This window comes from Haloarchaeobius pelagicus (genome assembly GCF_051207375.1).
Lineage (GTDB): Archaea > Halobacteriota > Halobacteria > Halobacteriales > Natrialbaceae > Haloarchaeobius.
Genome location: NZ_JBPJZD010000008.1, coordinates 1 through 1,153 on the forward strand (window position 1 = coordinate 1; position 1,153 = coordinate 1,153).

General features: G+C 55.1%; 1 rRNA gene. It reads left to right on the forward strand.

Annotated features, from left to right (window positions below):
• A 23S ribosomal RNA gene (locus ACSC1S_RS21805) occupies window positions 1-1,153 on the forward strand; the annotation flags it as partial.

Here is a 1,153-nt window from a genome sequence, read left to right on the forward strand (position 1 = left end):
CATGGCAGGCATCAACTGCTAAGACTAAATACTACTCGAGACCGATAGTGAACAAGTAGCGTGAGCGAACACTGAAAAGCACCCCGAAAAGGGAGGTGCAATAGGGCCTGAAATCAGGTGGCGATAGAGCGACGGGGCACAAAAGGTCCTGTGAAAAACGACCTGCTCGCAAGAGCACAGTAGGACTCACAGGAAGCCGGTGTCGTGTCGTGCGTTTTGAAAAACGAGCCAGGGAGTGTATCTGATCGACGAGTCTAACCCGTTAACCGGGGAAGGCGTAGGGAAACCGACAAGGCCGCAGTATTACCAGGGCCGCCGTGTTCAAGCGCGGGGAGTCGACCGGATACGACCCGAAACCAGGCGATCTATGCGTGGGCAAGGCGAAGCGTGCCGAAAGGCACGTGGAGGCCTGTTAGAGTTGGTGTCCTTCAATACCCTCTCGTGACCTACGTATAGGGGTGAAAGGCCCATCGAGCCTGGCAACAGCTGGTTCCAGCCGAAACATGTCGAAGCATGACCTCTGCTAAGGTAGTTTGTGGGGTAGAGCGACCGATTGGGAGACTCGCCATCGAGAGATGTCGACCTCCCTGTCAAACTCCAAACCTACAAACGCCGTTGATGCAGGGAGTCCGGTGTGCGGGGTAAGCCTGTGCACCATGAGGGAGACAACCCAGAGTCGGGTTAAGGACCCAAAATGCGGACTAAGTGCGATTGAAGGTGGTCTCAAGCCCTAAACAGCCGGGAGGTGAGCTTAGAAGCAGCTACCCTCTAAGAAAAGCGTAACAGCTTACCGGCCGAGGTTTGAGGCGCCGAAAATGATCGGGGCTCAAGTCCGCTTCCGAGACCTGACGATGCTCTTCATCGAGCAATTCCGTAGGCTGGCGCTCTGATCGGGTGGAAGCATGGGTGAGAACTCGTGTGGACCGATCAGTGACGAAAATCCTGGCCATAGTAGCAGCGTTAGTCGGGTGAGAACCCCGACGGCCGAACGAGCAAGGGTTCCTCGACAATGCCAATCAGTCGAGGGTTAGCCGATCCTAAGTCACACCGTAATTCGAATGTGACAACAGGGAAACTGGTTAATATTCCAGTGCTCTCATACACTCAAAGTTGACGCTTTGGGGACAGTCGAGCTGGGCCTTCGCCCAGTCAA